The organism is Gluconacetobacter azotocaptans, from assembly GCF_014174355.1.
GTDB classification, from domain to species: domain Bacteria; phylum Pseudomonadota; class Alphaproteobacteria; order Acetobacterales; family Acetobacteraceae; genus Gluconacetobacter; species Gluconacetobacter azotocaptans.
Genome location: NZ_JABEQF010000010.1, coordinates 82,788 through 102,038, shown reverse-complemented (window position 1 = coordinate 102,038; position 19,251 = coordinate 82,788). Strand labels below are relative to the sequence as shown.

The 19,251-nt window shown below is 66.5% G+C and carries 23 protein-coding genes; 8 read left to right on the top strand and 15 right to left on the bottom strand.

Features of this window, described 5'->3' with window-relative positions; translation table 11 throughout:
* Positions 1–48 precede the first annotated feature (48 nt).
* The gene (locus HLH34_RS13430; protein ID WP_183120084.1) at positions 49–924 is read right to left on the bottom strand and encodes a sulfurtransferase; all 876 of its coding nucleotides are present in this window, start codon (positions 922–924) and stop codon (positions 49–51) included.
* Positions 925–1,167: 243 nt separating this feature from the next.
* Here HLH34_RS13430 and HLH34_RS13425 point away from each other — a divergent pair, with 243 nt between their 5' ends.
* Both HLH34_RS13425 and HLH34_RS13420 read left to right on the top strand, forming a co-directional pair.
* A complete protein-coding gene (locus tag HLH34_RS13425) occupies positions 1,168–2,244 on the top strand; it encodes an AI-2E family transporter (protein WP_183120083.1) in 1,077 nt (358 codons plus the stop codon).
* Positions 2,241–2,948 carry an endonuclease/exonuclease/phosphatase family protein gene (locus HLH34_RS13420; RefSeq protein WP_183120082.1) on the top strand — a complete coding sequence of 236 codons (708 nt, stop codon included), beginning with the start codon at positions 2,241–2,243 and terminating at the stop codon, positions 2,946–2,948. Before HLH34_RS13425 ends, HLH34_RS13420 begins: the two co-directional genes overlap by 4 nt.
* Here the strand turns inward: HLH34_RS13420 and cls are convergent.
* Positions 2,939–4,357 (bottom strand): cardiolipin synthase, encoded by a 1,419-nt coding sequence (cls, locus tag HLH34_RS13415; RefSeq protein ID WP_183120081.1) that lies wholly within the window; start codon positions 4,355–4,357, stop codon positions 2,939–2,941. The genes HLH34_RS13420 and cls overlap by 10 nt on opposite strands.
* Positions 4,358–4,457: 100 nt before the next feature.
* Between cls and HLH34_RS13410 the strand changes: the two genes are divergently transcribed.
* Positions 4,458–4,832 carry a YraN family protein gene (locus tag HLH34_RS13410; RefSeq protein WP_240161780.1) on the top strand — a complete coding sequence of 125 codons (375 nt, stop codon included), beginning with the start codon at positions 4,458–4,460 and terminating at the stop codon, positions 4,830–4,832.
* A 12-nt stretch (positions 4,833–4,844) separates the two neighbouring features.
* Here the strand turns inward: HLH34_RS13410 and HLH34_RS13405 are convergent, their stop codons facing one another.
* The 10 genes from HLH34_RS13405 to purB all read right to left on the bottom strand — a co-directional run bounded on the left by HLH34_RS13405 (position 4,845) and on the right by purB (position 12,570).
* On the bottom strand, positions 4,845–5,174 hold the full coding sequence (locus HLH34_RS13405; RefSeq protein ID WP_244959938.1) for a hypothetical protein: 330 nt from the start codon (positions 5,172–5,174) through the stop codon (positions 4,845–4,847).
* A gap of 139 nt (positions 5,175–5,313) precedes the next feature.
* Positions 5,314–5,649 (bottom strand): Grx4 family monothiol glutaredoxin, encoded by a 336-nt coding sequence (gene grxD, locus HLH34_RS13400; protein WP_183120080.1) that lies wholly within the window; start codon positions 5,647–5,649, stop codon positions 5,314–5,316.
* Between the two features lie 62 nt (positions 5,650–5,711).
* On the bottom strand, positions 5,712–5,948 hold the full coding sequence (locus HLH34_RS13395) for a BolA family protein (protein WP_182957777.1): 237 nt from the start codon (positions 5,946–5,948) through the stop codon (positions 5,712–5,714).
* A gap of 33 nt (positions 5,949–5,981) precedes the next feature.
* The gene (gene purL, locus HLH34_RS13390; protein WP_183120079.1) at positions 5,982–8,198 is read right to left on the bottom strand and encodes a phosphoribosylformylglycinamidine synthase subunit PurL; all 2,217 of its coding nucleotides are present in this window, start codon (positions 8,196–8,198) and stop codon (positions 5,982–5,984) included.
* Complete coding sequence (gene purQ, locus HLH34_RS13385) at positions 8,195–8,896, bottom strand: phosphoribosylformylglycinamidine synthase subunit PurQ (RefSeq protein ID WP_183120078.1); 702 nt, start codon at positions 8,894–8,896, stop codon at positions 8,195–8,197. Before purQ ends, purL begins: the two co-directional genes overlap by 4 nt.
* A complete protein-coding gene (locus HLH34_RS13380; RefSeq protein ID WP_183120077.1) occupies positions 8,893–9,276 on the bottom strand; it encodes a Rap1a/Tai family immunity protein in 384 nt (127 codons plus the stop codon). Before HLH34_RS13380 ends, purQ begins: the two co-directional genes overlap by 4 nt.
* Positions 9,273–9,515: a phosphoribosylformylglycinamidine synthase subunit PurS gene (gene purS, locus HLH34_RS13375; protein WP_183120076.1), complete on the bottom strand. Its 243-nt coding sequence runs from the start codon at positions 9,513–9,515 to the stop codon at positions 9,273–9,275. The genes HLH34_RS13380 and purS overlap by 4 nt, the downstream gene beginning before the upstream one ends.
* Positions 9,512–10,276 (bottom strand): phosphoribosylaminoimidazolesuccinocarboxamide synthase, encoded by a 765-nt coding sequence (gene purC / locus HLH34_RS13370; RefSeq protein ID WP_183120075.1) that lies wholly within the window; start codon positions 10,274–10,276, stop codon positions 9,512–9,514. The genes purS and purC overlap by 4 nt, the downstream gene beginning before the upstream one ends.
* 140 nt (positions 10,277–10,416) lie before the next feature.
* A complete protein-coding gene (locus HLH34_RS13365; protein ID WP_183120074.1) occupies positions 10,417–11,157 on the bottom strand; it encodes an NRDE family protein in 741 nt (246 codons plus the stop codon).
* Between the two features lie 57 nt (positions 11,158–11,214).
* A complete protein-coding gene (purB, locus tag HLH34_RS13360; protein ID WP_183120073.1) occupies positions 11,215–12,570 on the bottom strand; it encodes an adenylosuccinate lyase in 1,356 nt (451 codons plus the stop codon).
* Positions 12,571–12,753: 183 nt separating this feature from the next.
* Between purB and HLH34_RS13355 the strand changes: the two genes are divergently transcribed.
* The 4 genes from HLH34_RS13355 to HLH34_RS13340 all read left to right on the top strand — a co-directional run bounded on the left by HLH34_RS13355 (position 12,754) and on the right by HLH34_RS13340 (position 16,403).
* Complete coding sequence (locus HLH34_RS13355; protein ID WP_183120072.1) at positions 12,754–13,356, top strand: YjbE family putative metal transport protein; 603 nt, start codon at positions 12,754–12,756, stop codon at positions 13,354–13,356.
* Between the two features lie 141 nt (positions 13,357–13,497).
* A complete protein-coding gene (locus HLH34_RS19770) occupies positions 13,498–15,417 on the top strand; it encodes a lytic transglycosylase domain-containing protein (RefSeq protein WP_264784375.1) in 1,920 nt (639 codons plus the stop codon).
* A complete protein-coding gene (locus HLH34_RS13345) occupies positions 15,414–15,881 on the top strand; it encodes a phosphatidylglycerophosphatase A family protein (protein ID WP_183120070.1) in 468 nt (155 codons plus the stop codon). Before HLH34_RS19770 ends, HLH34_RS13345 begins: the two co-directional genes overlap by 4 nt.
* Before the next feature lie 15 nt (positions 15,882–15,896).
* Positions 15,897–16,403, top strand: coding sequence for a CinA family protein (locus tag HLH34_RS13340; RefSeq protein WP_183120069.1), 507 nt, complete (start codon positions 15,897–15,899; stop codon positions 16,401–16,403).
* 15 nt (positions 16,404–16,418) lie between these two features.
* Here HLH34_RS13340 and aqpZ read toward each other — a convergent pair whose 3' ends face one another.
* Entirely contained in the window at positions 16,419–17,138 is a 720-nt protein-coding gene (gene aqpZ / locus HLH34_RS13335; protein ID WP_183120068.1) for an aquaporin Z, read from the bottom strand.
* Between the two features lie 72 nt (positions 17,139–17,210).
* Here aqpZ and HLH34_RS19200 point away from each other — a divergent pair, with 72 nt between their 5' ends.
* A complete protein-coding gene (locus tag HLH34_RS19200) occupies positions 17,211–17,534 on the top strand; it encodes a hypothetical protein (RefSeq protein WP_220792174.1) in 324 nt (107 codons plus the stop codon).
* Between the two features lie 196 nt (positions 17,535–17,730).
* Here the strand turns inward: HLH34_RS19200 and HLH34_RS13325 are convergent, their stop codons facing one another.
* Together HLH34_RS13325 and lipA are read right to left on the bottom strand one after the other, a co-directional pair.
* The gene (locus HLH34_RS13325; RefSeq protein WP_240161790.1) at positions 17,731–18,231 is read right to left on the bottom strand and encodes a type II toxin-antitoxin system RatA family toxin; all 501 of its coding nucleotides are present in this window, start codon (positions 18,229–18,231) and stop codon (positions 17,731–17,733) included.
* Positions 18,231–19,220, bottom strand: a complete 990-nt coding sequence (gene lipA, locus HLH34_RS13320) for a lipoyl synthase (protein ID WP_183120066.1) — start codon at positions 19,218–19,220, stop codon at positions 18,231–18,233. Before lipA ends, HLH34_RS13325 begins: the two co-directional genes overlap by 1 nt.
* Positions 19,221–19,251: the final 31 nt, after the last annotated feature.

Sequence of the window (19,251 nt, the reverse complement as noted above, 5' to 3'; positions counted from 1 at the left end):
CGCGCCATCCGCGCGAGACCTTTCGGTGCAATGTATCCCGGTCGAATGTCACGCCATTTCACTCCGTCCCGGCCCCGTCTCGATCGGCACGCCCGGCGTCGAGGCCCATTCGGCCCACGACCCGTCATAGAGCGCATGCGACGTCCAGCCGCATGCCGCAAGACCCAGCGAGAGGACGGACGCCGACAAACCCGACCCGCATGTCGTGATCACCGGCCGATCGTCGGCGACGCCCGTGCGGATGAAACGCTCCCGCAGCGCCGGGCCTGGCAGGAACGCCCGGTTTTCATCCAGCAGGTCGCCGTATGGAAGGCTGGCCGCGCCGGGCATATGGCCCGATGGCAGGCCGGCGCGCGGTTCGGCCGCCGTGCCCTCGAACCGGCCCCGCGAGCGCGCGTCCAGGATCAGCACGTCGTCCCGTCCGACGAGGTTCTTCATGTCCCCCAGGCCCCGTACCCTTCCGAACCGGGGGGCGGTCCGGAAGGCGGCGGTCGTGTCGGCGGGGCTGGCCTCTTTCGTCGCCGTTTCCGCCTGCACCGGCCCCCCGGCGCGCAGCCATGCCGGCAGGCCGCCATCGAGCACCTGCACGCGATCCAGCCCGAACAGTCCGGCCAGCCACCATGCGCGGGCCGCCGACGCCGCATTGCCCTGATCGTAGAAGATGATGGGGGAGTCGGCGTCGATTCCCAGACCCCGCGCCAGCCGTTCGAATCGGGCCTGCGACGGGATCATGTGCGGCAGGGTCGATTCCGGATCCGAGAACAGCTCGATGTCGAAATACCTGGCGCCGGGGATCCGGGCCTGGGCGAATCGCTGCACGGGGTCGAAATTCTCGCCCGGCAAGGCGAGCGTGGCATCCAGGATGACCAGGCTGGGCAAGGACAGGCCGTCCAGAAGCTGGGCCGGCGAAATCAGAGGATGCATGCGCGGGTCCCTCGCCGGTCCGGCGCGCGACAGACACGCACCATCGACCGGTCTTCCCATGTCCTTACCGGAGCGTACGTGCCCCGATCAACAGGCGTCGGGCGCCCGATATGGGGCCAGAGGCATCGCGATCGCGCACGAACGACGGAGGCAGCATGACCGGGTCTTTACCGCCCTGCCGGTCTGCCACATCATCACGCCATGCCGGATGCCGTCCGGCACCGGACGGAATGGCGGGAGCGCATGGCCGAACGCATCATGATGGGATTGTTGCTGGGCGGGGTGGCCTTCGGGTGCGGCGCCATTCTCTATCCGTTCATGTCCGCGCTGCTGTGGGCGGCGATCCTGACCTTCTCGACCTGGCCGATCCATGTCCGGCTGCGCCAGCGCTCCAGCCCCGTCCTGGCGGCGCTGGGCATGACCATCCTGTCGGCGCTGGTCGTGGTGCTGCCTTTCGGCCTGGTCGTGTCCAGCAGCATCGCCGACCTGCCGGGCACCATCGAGAATCTGGTGGCCACGGTGACCCAATCGGTCCATTTGCCCCCGCCGCCACTCTGGCTGTCGCGTATCCCGCATTTCGGCCACGATCTGGCCGATACCTGGACCCAGTGGGGGACCGACCTGGGGCATGCCGAACGCATGATCCGACCCTATGCCGGCAGCATCGCGCAGTCCATGCTTGCCGGGCTGATGCTGATCGCAAGCGGCCTGGCCCATCTGGGCATGGCGCTGTTCATCGCATTTTTCTTCTGGCTGGGCGGGGATTCGCTCGGGGCGACCTTCGCCGCGATCATCCGGCGGATTGCCGGGCCCTATGCCGACCGCATCCTGAACATCATCGGCCGCACGATCAGGGGCACGGTCTACGGGATCCTGGGAACCGCCATCGTCCAGGGAATTCTGACGGGCATCGGCTTCGCGATCACGGGCCTGCCCTATCCCGTCCTGTTCGGCGGGATTGCGGCGTTCGTCGCCGTGTTGCCCATCGGCGCACCGCTGATCTGGATTCCAGGGGCTGTCGCGCTGCTTCTGTCCCACCATGTCGGCTGGGGCGTCTTCCTGATCGTCTATGGCATCGCCATTATCTCCGGTGCGGATCATATCATCCGCCCCATGTTCATCTCGCGCGGCGCGCAATTGCCCTATCTGCTGACGGTTCTGGGTGTCCTGGGCGGGGTGTGGACGTTCGGGGGGCTGGGAATCTTCCTCGGGCCGGTGCTGTTGGGCGTCGGCTACACGCTGACGGCGGAATTCGCCGCCAATGGATCCGGCCGCGCCCGACACGGCGCCCCGTTACAGGAGCCTTTCTTCGAATCATGACCCGCGCCCACCCTTTTTCGCATGTTGCCGTGCCATTGCCCCCAGGCACGCGGCCGCGCCCGATTCACCTGCCCGCGACGGCAAGCGGGTCCGAACGCAAGATCGTCAGCTGGAACCTGCTGCGACGGGTGGGCGCCACGCCGCGCGACGTCATCCATCTGATCGAGAAAGAGACACCCGACCTGCTGCTGATGCAGGAGGCGACGTCCGACTTCGATGCCCTGCCCGACCTGATCGGCGGCTACTATGCCCGCGCCCCGTTGCCCGGCAGGATCCATGGCGTCGCATGCTGGAGCCCGTGGCCCTTTCGCCGTCCGCCCCTGAGTTGCACGCTGCCGTCAGGCCCGCTGGTCAGGCGTGTCGCTCAGATGATCGAATGCACGCCGTTCACATTTACGGTTGCGAACGTCCATCTGTCGCACGGCCAGATCATGAACCGGCGGCAGTTGCGCCGCATCGCCGAGCTCCTGCCGCCGCACGCCGCCGTCCTGGGCGATTTCAACCTGGTCGGGCCGACCATGATGCCCCACTTCCGCGATGTCGGCCCACGGGCGCCGACCCATCGCATGGCCGATATGGTGCCGATCCGTATCGACCGCTGCCTGGTCCGGGGACTGAGCTGCACCGAGGCCCGCGTGCTGGACAATTATGTGTCCGATCATCGCCCCATTACCGTCCGGCTGGAATTGTCCGGCTACAAATAAGGCAGCAGCAGCCGCGCCCCGGCATCGCGGATCCGGATCGGCAGGCGACGTCGGTCCAGGTCATGATGGGTCAGGCGATCATGCCGGTGACGGACGACGAAATCGTCCAGCATGTTGGCAAGCGCGTCGTCATAGGCCTCCAGGTTGATTTCGAAATTCAGCCGCAGGCTCCGGACGTCCAGATTGGAACTGCCGACGAACGTCCAGTGCCGGTCCACCACCATCAGTTTCGAATGATTGAACGGCGGGCTCGCCTGCCAGACCCGACAGCCCGAATCCAGGAAACGCGGCAGGTTGGCCGCCCGCGCCCAGTCGATCAGGGTGTGGTTGCTGTGGCGCGGAACGACGATGTCCACCTCGACCCCCCGCAGTGCTGCCAGGGCCAGTTCCGTCAGGAAACGCTCGCCGGGCAGGAAATAGGGGGTCATCAGGCGCACGGAACGCCGGGCCAGGGTGATGGCCTGCAGCATCGTATATTCGATTTTCTCGAGGTCGGAATCCGGGCCGGCCGTGACGATGCGCGTCAGGGTCTCGCCGCGCTGGCTGACGTCGGGAAAGAACAGGGCGGCATGCAGGTCCTCGCCCGACACGAAAGACCAGTCCTGTGCGAACGCCTCGGTCAACTGGTGGATGACCGGCCCTTCGACATGGAAATGCGTGTCCGAGACCGGATGGACGGGCCGGCTTGCGACCAGATTTTCCTGCCCGATATTCAGGCCGCCCAGAAACCCCACGCGCCCGTCCACCACCAGGATCTTCTTGTGGTTGCGCATGTTGATGAACGGCATGCGCCACGGCAGCATCGAATGCATGAAACGCCCGACCGGCACACCTGCCGCGTGCAGCGCGTGGGCGACGGGACAGCGGAAGTAGCCGCTGCCGATGCCATCCACCAACACGCGAACGGCGACGCCCCGCCGATGGGCATCGACCAGTGCTGTCACGAACCGGCCGCCCACGTTGTCGTTCCGAAAGATATAGGAACACAGCAATATGGTGGTGGTGGCGTTGGCGATGGCATCGAGCATCTGGGGGTAGGCTTCGTCCCCGTCATGCAGCACGCGGATGCTGTTTCCCGTCATCAGCGGGCGTCCGGTCAGCTTGCTGACCATGTCCGCCAGCGGCGCGAAGCTGCCCTGTTCGGCCCGCTTCCAGCGCGATGTCAGGGTGCGACTATGCCAGGATTGCCGCCCGATCAGCTTGCGCGCCCGCCGATGGACTCGATTGATCCCGAACATCGTGTAGAGCACGCCGCCGGTGAACGGCATCAGCACCGCGATCCCGATCCAGCCGATGGACGCCCCGACGTCACGTTTCGTCAGCAGAACATGCAGGCTGACCGTTCCCGCAACGACCACCCGGGCCACCAGGACAACATACAGGAACGTCCGCCAGTACAAGGGAAACATGAAACCACTTCGATCCAAGATGCAGCTCGACAGGATTGCCGAATCCCCCCGGATGGGCCACCGTCATCACCCGATGGCGTTCAGGCGGCAAGAACAGGGCATGGTAAATTCACGGCGTCTTGCAGGCGCGGCCTCGTACCGGCGCGGTCGCCACGCCGAACAGGTCGCGATGGAAAAACTGGCGGGTGACGGCTGGACGATCCTGAAACATCGGGCGCGCACCCCCTGGGGCGAAATCGACCTGATTGCCGCGCGGGATGGGATGATGATCTTTGTCGAGGTCAAATGCCGCCCGACATTCTCGCAGGCCGCGTCCAGCCTCGGCACCCGCCAGATTCGCCGTCTGATCGACGCCGCATCCATGCTGTGCGCCGAAAACCCCGGATGGGTTTATAACGAAATGCGTTTCGATGTCATCGTGGTGACGGCGGACAACGCCGCGCATCAGATCGCGGACGCATTCAGGCTGGAATAGGGAGAAAACGGATCAGGTCCGATGATGTCCCTTGCGCGTCGCATGATGGGCGGTCGCACGCGGATGGTAGACGATATTATGCACCAGTCCCCTGCTGCGGACGGTCGACGTGGCCGAAGCGCGATGGACCAGGGCGGGCATGGCGTGAACGGACTGGCGATAGACGACATGCCGCACCGGCGGCGGGGGCGCGGCCGTCAGGGCATCAAGCGTCAGGCGGCCTGCTTCATAATCTGTGACCAGATGCTGCGCCTGCGCCGAATGGGTTCCGACCGCCAGCAGCAGGGTCCCCGTTCCGAGCACGCACAGGGCGACTTTCCTGATCACGACCTGAAGCATCATTGTCCTCATCACCAACCGGTCTTTCAAGGCTAAGCGAAAGCCCGGGGCGGCGACAAGAGGCTCGTTGGGGGATGGTACAAAAAAACGGACCGGATGAATATCCGATCCGTCCTTTCCGGCTTCGAGGCGAGGTGTACTCTTACGCCGATGCGGCAACGATGCCCTTTTCCTCGAACAGCTTTTCCAGTTCGCCGGACTGGAACATCTCGGTCACGATGTCGCAGCCGCCGATGAATTCGCCCTTCACGTAGAGCTGCGGCACCGTCGGCCAGTTCGAGAAATCCTTGATCCCCTGGCGCAGTTCGGGGTCTTCCAGAACGTTGGCGGTCTGGAACGGGACGCCCATATGGGTCAGGACCTGCACCACCCGGGCCGAGAAGCCGCACTGCGGGAACAGGGCGTTGCCCTTCATGTACAGCATGATCGGGTTGGTATCGATCTCGTTCTGGATACGCTGGGTAATGGTGTCAGCCATGGTTCGGTCCTGTCCGAAGGGCGGCCGGTGCGGCCGCACGATTGCTGTCTTGACGGGTCGTCTTATCGGTCCGGAGCACTGGTCTGCAGCGCCAGGGCATGGAGCTTGCCCCCCATATGGCCCTGCAACGCCGCATAGACGATCTGATGCTGGCGCACGCGCGACAACCCGCGAAAGGATTCGCAGACCACCGTGCAGGCATAATGATCGCCGTCGCCGGCCAGATCCTCGATGCTGATCGAAGCGTCCGGCAATGCGGTGCGGATATAGTCTTCAATTTCCTGTGCCGTCATTGCCATCGGCGCAAAACTCCTCTTTCCGGCGCGTTACGCCTACTGGTCCATCAGGGCGGGGAAAAACGCCGAATTGACCGCATTCAACCGTGCTATCGATATTGTAGCGCCGCTGGGCAATGTCAAACCGTTGCCGCCCGAATGGCCCAGAACCCGGGTATCGACGCCGGCCTGCGTGGCCGCCAGGGTAAAGGCGTCCGCATCACGGACTGCTACAACATATCGTGACTGATCCTCGCCGAACCAGAAGGCCTCGGGCCGCATGCCCGATTGCGGGGCCAGCAGAACGCAGCCGACATCCCCGGCCATGACCATTTCCGCCAGAGTGACCAGCAGGCCGCCGTCGGCGATGTCATGGCACGCCACGACCGCGCCAGACAGGATCTGTTCCCGGATGAAATCGCCATTCCGGCGTTCGGCCGCCAGATCCAGTGTCGGCGGCGGTCCGTCTTCGCGCCCGTGAACCTCGCGCAGCCACAGAGACTGCCCCAGCTCCCCGCTCGTCGCCCCTACGAGGACGAGCGTGCAGTCGGCCGGCATGGACAGGCCGATGGCCGCGGTGACATCATCCAGCACGCCCAGGCCGCCGATGGCCGGCGTCGGCAGGATCGACACCGACGATCCGTCCGGCGCCCGCGTTTCGTTGTACAGCGAGACATTGCCGCTGACGACCGGGAAATCCAGCGCGCGGCAGGCCTCGCCCATGCCTTCGATGGCCGAGACGAACTGGCCCATCACCTCGGGCTTTTCCGGCGATCCGAAATTGAGGTTGTCGGTCACCGCCAGCGGACGCGCACCGGTCGCGACGATGTTGCGCCACGCCTCGGCCACCGCCTGGGCCCCGCCCAGGCGGGCGTCGGCACGGCAATAGCGCGGCGTGCAGTCCGTGGTCAGCGCCAGGCCGATGGACGTGTCCTCAATCTTGACGATCGCGGCATCCGCAGCGCCGGGGCGCTTGACCGTCTGCCCGCCGACCGTGCTGTCGTACTGGTTCCACACCCAGGCGCGCGACGCCAGGTCGGGGCAGCCGATCAGGCGGATCAGCGCCTGCTCGATCCCGAGCGGGTCGGTGATGGGGCCGAGCGGCGCCGGCGCGGGCGACGGCACGGTCGGCCGGCGATAGATCGGCGCCTGGTCGGCCAGCGGATCCAGCGGAATGTCGGCCTCGACCTGTCCATGGTGACGGACCACGATATGACCGGTATCGGTCAGATGGCCGATCACCGCGAAATCGAGTTCCCATTTGTCGAAGATCGCGCGCGCCACGTCGGTCCGGTCGGGCCGGATCACGATCAGCATGCGCTCCTGACTTTCCGAGAGCATCATTTCGTAGGCGGTCATGCCGCGTTCGCGCTGCGGCACGGCGTCGAGGTCGAGGTCGATCCCCACCCCGCCCTTGCCCGCCATCTCGACGGACGAGGACGTCAGTCCGGCGGCCCCCATGTCCTGGATGGCCACGATCGCGTCCGTCGCCATCAGTTCGAGGCAAGCCTCGATCAGCAGCTTTTCCACGAACGGGTCGCCGACCTGCACGGTCGGGCGCTTGGCCAGCGCGTCCTCGTCGAATTCGGACGACGACATGGTCGCGCCGTGAATGCCGTCGCGTCCGGTCTTGGACCCGACATAGACGACCGGATTGCCGATGCCCGCCGCGGCGGACAGGAAGATCCGGTCCTGGCGCGCGACGCCCACCGTCATGGCGTTGACCAGCGGATTGCCGTCATAGGCCGGGTGGAAATTGACCTCGCCGCCCACGGTGGGCACGCCGACGCAATTGCCGTAGCCGCCGACGCCGCGCACCACGCCGTCGACGATGCGGCGGGTCTGCGGATTATCCGGGCTGCCGAAACGCAGGGCGTTGAGGTTGGCGACCGGACGCGCGCCCATGGTAAAGACATCGCGCAATATGCCGCCGACGCCGGTGGCCGCCCCCTGGTAGGGTTCGATGAAGGAAGGGTGGTTATGGCTTTCCATCTTGAAGATGGCGGCCAGGCCCTGCCCGATATCGACGACGCCCGCGTTCTCGCCGGGGCCGTGGATCACCCACGGCGCCGTGGTCGGCAGGGTCTTCAGCCACACGCGCGATGATTTGTAGGAACAATGTTCCGACCACATCACCGAAAAGATGCCCAGTTCGGTTAGGGTCGGCGCGCGCCGCATGATCGACAGCACATTGCCGTATTCTTCGGCGGTCAGGCCGAATTCCTGTGCCAGGGCTTGATCGACGGGCTTCTGCCCCGCGCTACCGCTGCTCATCGGACCAGAGCCTCCACCAGCCCTTCGAACAGGGGCTTTCCATCTTCCCCGCCCATCAGCGGATCAACCAGGTCTTCGGGATGCGGCATCATGCCGCAAATGCGCAGGTTGGGGCTCAGCACGCCCGCGATCGCATTCACGCTGCCGTTCGGGTTGCTCAGCCTGTCGCCGGGATCGACCCGGCCGTCGGGGCGGGCGTAGCGGAACGCCACGCGGCCTTCGCCCTCCAGCGCCTTGATCGTGTCGGCATCGGCGATGTAGTTGCCATCGCCATGGGCCATCGGCGTGCGGAACACGTCGCCCGTGGCCCAGTGGCGGGTAAAGGGCGTGTCGTTGCGTTCGACCCGCAGGTGGCAATCCTGCGACAGGAAGCGCAGCGCCGCGTTGCGCAGCAGCGCGCCGGGCAGCAGGCCGGTTTCCGTCAGGATCTGGAACCCGTTGCAGACGCCCAGCACATGGCCGCCGGCCTCGGCGAACCGCCGGATGGCCGCCATGATCGGGGCATGGGCCGCCATCGCGCCGCAGCGCAGATAATCGCCGTAGCTGAACCCCCCGGCCAGCACCACCAGGTCGAGGTCCGGCAGGTCGGTCTCACGATGCCAGATCATCGCCGGCGCGCGTCCGGTCACGGTCCGCAGGGCGATCGCCATGTCCCGTTCCCGGTTCGTCCCGGGAAAAACGACGATCCCCGCCTTCATTTGCTACCGCCGCAGGGGTAGGATTCATGCAGGGCGGTGAACACCAGCCCGCCGACCGGGCTGGTCAGCTTGTCCGTATGGCCTTTCAGCCAGGCCACCACCTTGCTCCGCATGTCCGCGCTGGTGACGCCGGACGCCACGCAGAAACCGGTCGGCGCGGCCTTGTCGCCTTCGTTCTTGTCATACACGTGCGTCAGCGCCACCGCGTCCGCCACGCCGGAAATATAGGCGTCGCAGATCCCGATGCTGGGTGCGCGCGAGCAAAGCTGAAGGAAGCGTCCGCCCTGCAGGGGGGATACGCGCTGGGCCAGCGCCGAACTGGCCGGCAGGCCGAACGTCAGGCCGGCGGCAAGCAGAAGCATCGAACGTCCCGTCGTCATGCCATGACCTCCGTCACGAAATCCTCGATGACCAGATTGGCCAGCAGGCCGCGCGCCATGGCGTCGGCCTTCTCACGGGCCTGGACGGGATCGGTCTCGTCCAGTTCCAGTTCGATGACTCGGCCGATGCGGACCTCGCCGACACCGCCGAACCCCAGGACGTGCAGCGCATGGGCCACGGCCTTGCCCTGCGGGTCCAGCACGCCGTCCTTCAGCATGACCGTCACGCGCACCTTCATTGCATCACCTCCGGTCCCTTCATGTCGGAATTCGTGGCTTCGGGCAGGATGCCCAGCCGCCACGCCACTTCCTGATAGGCTTCCTCGACCCGTCCCAGATCGCGACGGAAGCGGTCCTTGTCCAGCTTTTCGCTGGTCTTCGCATCCCACAGGCGGCAATTATCCGGCGAGATCTCGTCCGCCAGGACGATACGCATGTCCTCGCCTTCCCACAGCCGGCCGAATTCCAGCTTGAAATCGACCAGCGTGATGCCGATGCCGACAAACAGGCCGGACAGGAAATCATTCACCCGCATCGTCAGTGTGACCATGTCGTCCAGGTCGTTCGTGCAGGCCCAGCCGAATGCCGTGATGTGCTCTTCGCTCACCATCGGGTCGTTCAGGCTGTCGTTCTTGTAGTAATATTCGATGATCGTCCGGGGCAGACGCGTGCCCTCGGGGATGCCCAGGCGCTTGGCCAGGCTGCCCGCCGCCACGTTGCGGACCACGACCTCAAGCGGGATGATCTCCACCTCGCGGATCAGCTGCTCGCGCATGTTCAGCCGACGGATGAAATGGGTGGGAATCCCGATGTCGTGGAGGCGCAGCATCAGATGCTCGCTGATCCGGTTGTTCAGGACACCCTTGCCGGTGATGATCCCCTTCTTGGCGCCGTTGCCGGCGGTCGCGTCGTCCTTGAAATACTGGACCAGCGTTCCCGGTTCCGGACCCTCGAAGAGGATCTTGGCTTTTCCTTCATAGAGCTGACGGCGGCGGGCCATACTCGTCCTTCATACGGCTGGGGGAGGCATGCCCGGGCATCCTCCCGATGAGACGTGCAACGAGGTCTCGGTAATGCGAGAGCCTCATAGCAATGATTGCACGCGGAAGATACCACTCCCTTTCATGCAACGGGCGCCCTTCAGGCCCCGGGGCCACCCAGGTCGATGGGGCGGTAGCCGACGCGATCAGGCGCGCCGGCGGCAAAATACCAGGACGCGGGCGCGTTCCGGTCCGCAGGAACCCCGATGGCCGAGGAACTGCACGTCCCGAATCCCGATCGCGGCGGGATGTTGAGTTCGCTGCCCGCGGGCAGCGACCGGTCGGACAACAGCTGCGTCCAGGACGTCCAGTCCGGCGGAACGGGGCGGACGGCCTCGCGGAAACGGGGAAGATGGCGGCCGATGCGCGGAATGGCCATGTCGTCCGGCCCGGTCGTGGCGGCCATGTGGACGCCGGGTTCCAGCATCATGATTTCGGGCGTCGCGTAGCCCAGTCCCGAAATATAATATGCCGCGTGGCGGTCGGCGATGAGCATGTTGAACGACCGCCAGGCCCCCGCATCCAGGGCGGCGATGGTCCGCATAGCAGCGGTCGCATTGTCGTGCTCCAGCGCGATCAGCGGCAGTTCGCCGCGCGAGCGCTTGCCCGGCGCCGGGCCCAGGCTGCCGACTCTGTTCATGACGCCGGCGACGACGCCGCTGTCGTTCAGGGCCAGCCACGACCCGCCGGCGACATGATCGCGCCCACCCACGATCGCCGGCCGATCCGGCCAGTGCCGCCCTGGCGCGTCCCAGGGGCGGTCCAGGCGTTCGTCACGGTTCGCGGCCACCAGAAGCGGCCATGCGGAATCGGGGGCAAAGGACAGGACGATGGTACACACGGCTCTCTCTTCTATCCTGGATCCCGGCCCCGGTTGCGGCCGTGGGTTGCGGTCGGGTCAGCCCGCGCGGGACGGTCCGGCTTCGCCGAACACGCGGGCATAAGTATGGTCAAGCGCCCCCAGATGGGCGTCGCTGTTCATCGCGGCGTCCAGGATCGCGGGCTCCACGCGCCCGGCCACCTCGGGGTCGGCCGCGAGGTTTTCGCGGAAGCTGCGCCCCTCGGGTTTGCCCAGCAGGGTCCAGGTCGCCATCGCGTTGCGCTGGACGATGCGGTAAGCATCCTCGCGCAGGATGCCCGCGCGCGCCAGGGCCAGCAGGACCTCGCCCGAATGGACGACGCCGCCCAGGCTTTCCAGGTTGGCGATCATGCGGTCCGGGTAGATCACCAGCTTGTCCATCATGCCGGCCAGCCGGGCCAGCGCGAAATCCAGGCCGATGGTGCCGTCGGGGCAGATGTTGCGTTCGACGGCCGAATGGCTGATGTCGCGCTCGTGCCACAGGGCCACGTTCTCCAGCGCCGGGATGACGTGGGCCCGTACCAGGCGGGCCAGACCGGTCAGATTCTCCGACAGGACCGGGTTGCGCTTGTGCGGCATCGCCGACGATCCCTTCTGGCCGGGATGGAAGAATTCTTCCGCCTCCCGCACCTCGGACCGCTGCAGGTGCCGCACCTCGACTGCCAGGCGCTCGATCCCGCTTGCGATCACGGCCAGCGCGCAGAAATAGGCCGCGTGACGATCGCGGGGAATGACCTGGGTCGATACGCCCTCGGGCGCCAGGCCCAGCCGTGCCGCCACGAATTCCTCGACCCGCGGGTCGACATGAGCGTAGGTCCCCACCGCGCCCGAAATCGCGCACGTGGCGATCTCGGCCCGCGCCTGCAGCAGGCGTTCGCGATTGCGGGCGAATTCGGCGTAATGCCCCGCCAGCTTCAGCCCGAACGAGGTCGGTTCGGCATGGATCGCGTGGCTGCGGCCGATGGTGATCGTATATTTATGTTCGAACGCGCGGCGCCTCAGCGCATCCAGCACGGCGTCGAGATCGGCCAGCAGAATGTCCGTGGCCTGCGTCAACTGGACGGACAGGCAGGTGTCGAGCACGTCGGACGACGTCATGCCCAGATGCACGAAGCGGCTTTCCGGCCCGATCTTTTCCGCAAGCCACGTCAGGAACGCGATGACGTCATGCCGGGTCTCGGCCTCGATCTCGTCGATCCGGTCCAGGTCGGCCTGCGAGAACGCGGCCATCGCGGCATCGCCCTTTTCCCGCACCACCTGCGCGGCTTCGGCGGGTACAGCGCCGTACTGCGCCATGGCTTCGCATGCCAGGGCCTCGATCTCGAACCAGATGCGATACCGGTTCTCGGGGGCCCAGATGGCGGCCATGGCGGGACGGGTATAACGCGGAACCATCGTGTTCAGCTTCCTCTTGTCGGCAGATGCGGCGGCCGCCCCTTTATCCGATTTCGGCCGCCGCGTCTCCTGCCGAAAATGGCGGCACTTGCGGAAGCCCGGCGGTGACGGGCAAGATCGCAGCCTATCCCAAGCCTGTCTTCATGAAGCCGTCGAGATCCTTTTGCCGATGATCGTCTTTCCATGAGCGATATTTTTTCGCTCTCCGCCCTCGCCTCGCTCCTGCAGGTTATCCTGATCGACCTGACCCTCGCCGGGGATAATGCCGTCGTCATCGGAATGGCCGTGCGGGGGCTGCCGGCCGATCATCGCCGAAAGGCCATCCTGTCCGGTGTGCTGGCGGCGGCTCTGATCCGGGTCGGGCTTGCCATCGTCGCGGTCAGGCTTCTGGCGATCATCGGCCTGACCCTGGCGGGCGGACTGCTGCTGCTGTGGGTCTGCTGGCGGATGTATCGCGAACTGCACGGCCCGCATGACGGGGATGCGGGGGGGGCATCCCGACCGCCGACCTCGCTGCGCACCGCAATCATCAGGATCGTGATCGCCGACCTTTCGATGAGCCTGGACAATGTGCTGGCGGTTGCGGGCGCGGCGGGCGAGCATGTCTGGGTCCTGATCATCGGCCTGGCGGTGTCGGTGTTGATGATGGCGGTTGCCGCTGCGCTGATCGCGCGCCTGCTGGAACGCTATCGCTGGATCGCCTGGGTGGGCCTGCTGATCGTGCTGGGCGTCGCGATCGAATTGATCGTAAAGGGGGGCGGCGAAATCTGGCATTCCGTGGCATGATCGGGTTTTCCCGCCATCAGGTCATGCCGGCCCATGCAGCGCGTACGACATCCGTCCATCACATCCCGGGCCGCCCGAATCCGAGGTGATCGGCCGTCCCGCTGCCGGCGCCTGGCATGGCTGGGCGTCGCGGCTTTCGCCGTGTTCCAGGCTGGGGGTTATGCTGCCTCCGCTCCAACCCCGCCCCCGATCGCAACTGAAAGCGCCGACGTCGCGGCGCGGCTGGAGCTGTATCTGCACCTGCTGTCGCCGGAGGGCGGTACGGTCGCGGAGTACGTGGCCTTTCTGGCCCAGACACCGGCATGGCCACGACGTCAACTGATGGTGACGCGCCTTCAGGCGCTGATGGCAGCCGGATTACCCGTCCCCGGCATGGACGATGCCTGCGCATCGATGACATTGACCTCGGCACCAGCCTTGGTCGCGTGTGCGGGTCGCCCGGTACCGGCGCCCAATCTGACGGCCCGCGCGCGGCGGGCCTGGATCGCCGGCATTGATTCGCCCCGGGACGAGGCACTTTTCCTAGCCGTTTTCGGCACGTCCCTGACGGCCGATGACCAATGGGCGCGCTTCGGGCGGCAGGAACTGGCCGGACGTCTGGATGACGCGGCCCGGCAGGCCGGGCGCCTGGATGCCGGGTGCCAGGCTCTGGCACAGGCGCGGCTTGCGTTGCGGCGCGGGCGTGCGGACGCGCCGGATATGCTGCGTGCCTTGCCCCCCAGCCTGTCAGACGACCCGGTGCTGATCCTGGACCAGGCCAGATGGTTCCGCCGGGCCGGGCAATTCGACGATGCCTACGCCGTCTGGACCCACGCCGGCCTGGCGGTGGAACAGCGCGCCCGCCTGCCCGCCTTCTGGGCCGAGCGCGAGGCGCTGGCCCATGACATGCTGCTGGCCGGCAATGACGGGGCGGCGCTGGCCCTGGCAGTGGCCACGGACGACATGACCCCCGCCGGCCGGGATGAAGCGCATTTCCTGACGGGCTGGATCCTGTTGCAGCGGCAGCATGACCCGCAAGCCGCCGAAGCGCAGTTCCAGCGTCTGTGCGATGCCCGGGCCCTAATTTCCCGCAGCCGGGGATTCTACTGGACCGGCCGCGCGCTGGAGGCCGCCGGCAACCTGCCTGCCGCGCGCGCCGCCTGGACCGAGGCCTCGCACATGCCCGGCACGTTCTACGGCCAGATGGCCCTGTCCAGGCTGGCTGGCGATACATTCAACCCCCTGCTGTTTCCCGAAAGATCCGGCGAAGGGGTGCGCGACCTGTTGCGGCAACAGGCCGGGCCGGTCTGGACCCGCGCCGACATGGCGCGCTTTGAAGGCAGCGACCTGATCCAGGCCGCGCGGCTTCTGGCGGCGCGTCAGGATACGGGGCATGCGCGTGACTTCATCCTGTTGCAGGACGCACGGACCGATACGCCCGCGGGGCATGCCCTGGCCGCGATGCTTGCGCTCAGGCTGGGCATGCCCGACGTCGCGGTCGCCATCGCGCGCCGGGCCGGGCGCGAGGGGATCGCGCTGCTGCAATCGGGATGGCCCAGCCCCACTTTCCCCGACCCGTTCCTGCCACCGTCGGGGGACACCCTGCCGCCCGGCTTCGTCATGGCGGTCATCCGACAGGAAAGCGGGTTCGATCCCGCCATCGTCAGTCCGGCGGGGGCCTATGGCCTGATGCAGCTTCTGCCCGGGGCGGCGCGGGACGTGACGCGACAGACCCGCATGGCCGGCGGTCCGGTCACCGGCGCGACCCTGATCGACCCGGTTCTGAACATGCGGATCGGCACGGCCTACCTGTCCCGTCTGATGCAGAAATTCGGTGGCGCGATTCCCTACGTGCTGGCCGCCTATAATGCCGGGCCCCACCGGGCGGACCAGTGGCTGGCCCAACTGGGCGATCCGGCCAAGGGCAATCCGACCGGGGGCACGCCGACATCCGACGCCATGCTGGACTGGATCGAGAGCATTCCGTTCGCCGAGACCCGGGGATATATCCAGCGCGTGGAGGAAAGCATGGCCATCTACCAGGCCATGGCCTCCAATCCCCGGCCGGAGGCGACACCATGACCCCTGCCCGTCTGATCGCCAGTTTCGGCGGCTGCGGCTTTTCCCCGAAGGCTCCCGGCACGGTGGGGTCGTTCGCCGCCCTTGTGTGCGGGGTGCCGCTGCTGTCCAGCCCGGTCCTGATGGGGATGGCGATCCTGTTGTGCTGCTGGATCGGATATGCCGCGACCGAACGGGTCAGCGGTGGCGAGGACCATGGATGGATCGTGATTGACGAAGTCGCGGGCATGTGGATCGCCATGCTGCCCGTGGCACCTATGGATCCCCTGTATCTGTCGGGGCGGCACGTGCTGTTGCTGCTGCTGGCGTTCGCGCTGTTCCGCCTGTTCGACATCACCAAGCCCGGGCCGGTGGGCTGGTTCGACCGGCGTCACGATTCGCTGGGGATCATGGGCGACGATGTCGTCGCCGGGCTGCTTGCCGCGGCGATCCTGTTTGCCCTCCGTTACCTGCCCGTCCTGTCCTGACCCGCGAGGCCGCCCATGCCCCCTTTCCTGCTGGATGACCCGACGCTCGACCATGCGGGCACGCTGCTGGTCCTGCTGCGTGGAGCCGGGCTGCGGGTCGTTACCGCCGAAAGCTGCACCGGCGGTCTGGTCGCCGCGTCCCTGACCCACCACGCCGGATCGTCCGACGTGGTGGAAGGCGGGTTCGTGACCTATTCCAACGTCATGAAGACTGCCCTGCTGGGCGTCGATTCGGCCTTGCTGGCCCGCCATGGCGCGGTCAGCGCCGAAGTCGCCGCTGCAATGGCGGACGGCGCGCTGGCCCATGCGCCCCGTACCGACATCGCCGTGTCCATCACGGGCATCGCGGGACCGGGGGGAGGATCGGCCGCCAAGCCGGTCGGGCTGGTCTGGTTCGCGACGGCGCGCCGGAGCGGAGAAACGGTCACGTTGTCGCGGGTGTTCGACGGAGATCGCGCGTCGGTCCGGCAACAGGCGGTGGCACAGGCGCTGGATCTGGTCGGGCAGCGCGTCCGATCCTGAGTGTCCTGTCGTTCCCTATCTGGGCTCCCGACCGATCAGGCCGGGCGATTCTCCGGGGGACAGGAGATGCCGCCAGATCAGCGCCCCGATCGCGCCGCCGGCAAGCGGCGCCAGCCAGAACAGCCAGAGCTGGCCCAGGGCGGCGGTCTGCGCGAAGAAGGCCACGGCGGTGGAACGGGCCGGATTGACCGACGTGTTGGTCACCGGGATCGAGATCAGGTGGATCAGGGTCAGCGCAAGCCCGATCGCGAGCGGCGCGAATCCTGCCGGCGCGGCCGATGAGGTCGATCCGAGGATGACCAGAAGAAAGAATGCGGTCAGCGTCACTTCGCAGACCAGGGCGGACAGCAACCCGTAATGCCCGGGGGACAGGTCTCCATACCCGTTGGAGGCGAATCCTCCGGCCGCGAAACCGGGCACCCCGGAGGCGATGATGTAAAGAATTACAGCGGCCCCCACCCCGCCCAGGATCTGCGCGACCCAGTAGGACGGAACATCCTTCCATGAGATCCGGCCCGCGACGGCAAGGCCCAGCGTCACCGCGGGGTTGAAATGCCCGCCCGAGATGCCGCCTACCGCATAGGCCATCGTCAGGACCGTCAGGCCGAAGGCGAGCGCGACGCCAAGGAAGCCGATCCCATGTTCGGGAAACGCGGCAGCCAGGACAGCGCTGCCGCACCCTCCCAGCACCAGCCAGAATGTACCGAAGAACTCGGCGGCAAGTTTGCGGGGCATGGGATGTGTCCTGCCGATGCGGCGGGATCACCGCGCGGTCATATCGTCCCAATACGTTCAGAGTTTCACCCCATGATTTCAGCGACCGGGAATAAAAATATCCTGAGCCTGAAGGTCATGCTCGACCTTCGGGCTCAGGATATCGGTCATTGCGAACGGCTGTGGGATCAGTTGCCGTCGGGAGCGTTTCCGGGCATCGACGGCGACGGGGCGGTCGGAGGGGTCGTGACCCCGGTCCCCGACGGCACGACAGCCGGCGGCGTCATGGATGAGGGAGATTCCATCGACGGCGCGGTGGGCGTCGTCGTACCGGCGCGGGCGGCGGCGAGGCTCTTGGCGTTCAGGTCTTCCGTCGCGCTGACTTGGGACTTCTTTTCGGTCCCCTTGGCCATATGATGCTTGTGCCGGGCCGCATGGGCCGGCGGCGCGGCAACAAGTGCCGGGGCGGTCGAGACGATCGCTGTGGCGACAAGGATCGCGCCAAAAGACAATTTCATCGGAGGGGCTCCTTCAACTGGGTCGTATCCGTCCATGACGCGCGACGGATCGGTGGCGGAGCCACCTGTACGCCCGGACATGGGGGGAACGCCCGTCAGACGCCTCCGGTTCCGGCGGGCTGGATGCGGCCGGGCGGCTGGGTGCTTACCGGCGGTGTGCCGACAGGCGGGCCGTAGATTTCCCTGGCGCGACGGATGAAGGCCGACACCATCAGGCGCACGGCCTCGTTGAAGACGACCCCGATCGCGGCCTGCAGCAGGCGGGAACGGAATTCGAATTCGACGAAGAAGTCGATCAGGCACCACTGCTGGTCCGGCGTGAAGGTCCAGACATTGTTCAGGTAGCGGAACGGCCCCTTTTCGTACTGCACGCGGATCCGCGACGGCCGTTCCAGGGATACCCTGCTGGTGAACGTCTCGCGGAACGGCCCGAACCCGATGGTCAGGTCGGCGACCAGTTCGGTTGCGGTGCGCGTGCGGACGCGGGCATTGGTGCACCACGGCAGGAATTGCGGATACTTGCCCACGTCGGCGACCAGATCGAACAGTTGCTCCGACGAATAGGCGATCATGCGACGTTCGGCATGGGTCGGCATCAGGGAGCCTCCACCACGATCCGCGCGGCCGCGAGCTTTGCCTCCCGCGTGGCGCGAAGTTCCGCGAAATCGGAATCGGCGTGATAGGACGACCGCGTCAGCGGCGAGGCGCTGACCTGCAGGAAGCCCTTGGCACGGGCCATCGCCGCGTAATCGGCGAATTCGTCGGGCGTCACGAAATGCTGGACCGCCGCATGCTTGACGGTCGGCTGCAGATATTGGCCCAGGGTGATGAAATCGACGTCGGCGACGCGCAGGTCGTCCATGACCTGCAGGATCTCGGGCCGTTCCTCGCCCAGGCCGACCATCAGGCCCGACTTGGTGAAGATCGACGGGTCCAGGCGCTTCACGTCGTCCAGCAGGCGCAGCGACTGATAATAGCGCGCGCCGGGTCGAATTGCCGGATACCGGCGGGGCACGGTTTCCAGATTGTGGTTGAAGACATCCGGCCGCGCCGCCACCACAACCTCCAGCGCGCCCGGCTTGCGCAGGAAATCGGGGGTCAGGATTTCGATCGTCGTCTCGGGTGCGGCCGCCCGGATCGCGGAAATGACCCGTGCGAAATGGTGGGCGCCGCCATCCGTCAGGTCGTCGCGGTCAACCGACGTGATGACTACGTGACGCAGGCCCAGTTTCGCCACCGCATCCCCTACCCGGCCGGGTTCGTCGTCGTCCAGCGGGTTGGGCATGCCGGTGGTCACGTTGCAGAACGCGCAGGCCCGGGTGCAGATCTCGCCCATGATCATCATGGTGGCGTGCCGCTGCGACCAGCATTCGCCGATATTCGGGCAGGCCGCTTCCTCGCAGACCGTCACCAGCTTCTGCTCGCGCATCAGCGTCCGGGTCTCGTGATAGATCGGATGCGTGGGGGCCTTGACGCGAATCCAGTCGGGCTTGCGCGCGATCGGGTTATCGGGCCGGTGCGCCTTTTCCGGATGGCGGACGGACACCCCGCCTTTTCTATGGTCGATCAACAGGCGCGTGGACATGGTGGCAAACCCAGCAGGACAATAGACACTC